We start from the raw sequence: 1,818 nt of genomic DNA, 5'->3' as shown, positions 1-1,818 counted from the left end.
TTGCGGTTGGCGATCTGGTCGCGCTTCTCCGGGATCGTGCAGCGGATACCGCGCTTGCGCAGGTAAGGGCTTGCAGATCATTAACCCGTAGCTTCCTGCTCGGTGGCTCGTTGGCTTGCTATGGGGATTGGGTCGGAGCAACGAGCGGTGCTGGCAGCGAAGTTCGAGACGATCCTGCCGCATCTCGATGAGCGTCAGCGTCGTCTGTTGCTGGGAGCGGAGGCGCGATCGGTCGGGCACGGCGGGATCCGGCTGGTCGCACAGGCCGCCGGCGTGCGGGAGGCGACCGTCTCGCTGGGGGTGCGCGAGCTGGAGTCCGGTGCGCCGCCGCTGGGACGCACCCGGCGGCCTGGCGGCGGCCGCAAGCGGGTCGTGGATCTGGATCCGGGTCTGCGTGATGCGTTGCTGGCGTTGGTGGAGCCGGACGTGCGTGGGGACCCGGTGTCGCCGCTGCGCTGACGACGAAGTCGACGCGGAGCCTGGCGGCGGAGCTGACCCGGCGGGGCCACCGGGTCTCGGCCGACACGGTCGGGGACCTGCTGCGTGCGGAGGGCTTCAGCCTGCAGGGCAACGCCAAGAGCATCGAGGGAAGCCGGCACCCGGACCGGGACGGGCAGTTCCGCTACATCAACGAGCAGGCCCGGGCCCACATCGATGCCGGAGAGCCGGTGGTCAGCGTGGATACCAAGAAGAAGGAGCTGGTCGGCGCCTACAAGAACGCCGGACAGCAGTGGCTGCCGGCGGGGCAGCCGGTGCCGGTCTCGACCCACGACTTCCCCGACGCTCAGCTGGGCAAGGCGATCCCGTACGGCGTCTACGACCTGGCCGCGAACACCGGCTGGGTCAGCGTCGGCACCGACCACGACACCGCCGCGTTCGCCGTCGAGTCCATCCGCCGCTGGTGGAAGGCCCGCGGCAGTCTCGACTACCCGGCCGCGTCCCGGCTGCTGATCACCGCCGACGCCGGCGGCTCCAACGGCTACCGCACCCGCGCATGGAAAGCCGAACTCGCCGCTCTCGCCCTGGAGACCGGTCTGGAGATCACCGTGTGTCACTTTCCGCCTGGAACGTCGAAATGGAACAAGGTCGAGCACCGGCTGTTCTCCCACATCACGATGAACTGGCGCGGCAGGCCGCTGACCAGCCATGAAGTCATTGTGAACAGCATCGCCGCGACCACCACCCGCACCGGGCTGACCGTCCACGCCGAACTCGACACCGGTGCCTACCCCACCGGCGTGAGGGTCGGCGACCGGCAGATGGACGCCCTGCCCCTGACCCGGCACACCTGGCACGGCGACTGGAACTACACCCTGCGGCCCGAGCCCTACGCCGAGATCAACCAGGCCCCGGACCCGTTCGACCAGCCCAGCCCCGACCTCGCCTGGCTACAGCATCCGGCGTTCACCGGGCTCACCGCACTCGAGTGGGACGCCCTGATCGTCCAGCTCCTGGCTCTCCACGACGCCCAGCGCGAGGGCGAACTCGACAAGCGGCGCGGTCACCGACCCCGCATCAAGGGCGACGGCACCACCGGCCGCCGTCCCATCCTCACCCTCGCCGACCGCCTCCTCGCCGTCTTGCTCCACCAGCGCCTCGGCCTCCCGCAGGTCGCCGTCGCCCGGCTCTTCGGCGTCACACCGGAAACCGTCAACCGCCGCATCCGCGACGTCCGTCAACTCCTCCAGGCCGCCGGGCACCCCGTTGAACCCGCCGGAACCCGACTTGCCGACCTGGACTCCCTCCACGACCCAGGGGCCCGGCAAAGTCGTTGGTCATCCGGTCAGGAGAAGGTTGATGGGGCGGTCGGTGTCGCGG

1 pseudogene is annotated in these 1,818 nt (G+C 70.0%); it reads left to right on the top strand.

Annotation, left to right across the window (positions count from 1 at the left end):
* Nucleotides 1-120: 120 nt before the first annotated feature.
* Nucleotides 121-1,818 (top strand): annotated as a pseudogene (locus I3F54_RS31790) (ISAzo13 family transposase); the annotation flags it as partial.

Origin of the sequence: Streptomyces sp. MUM 2J, from assembly GCF_022414535.1 — a bacterium.
Lineage (GTDB): Bacteria > Actinomycetota > Actinomycetes > Streptomycetales > Streptomycetaceae > Streptomyces.
Note: the sequence above shows the minus strand (reverse complement) of the source record. Positions and strands in the feature narration are given on the sequence as shown.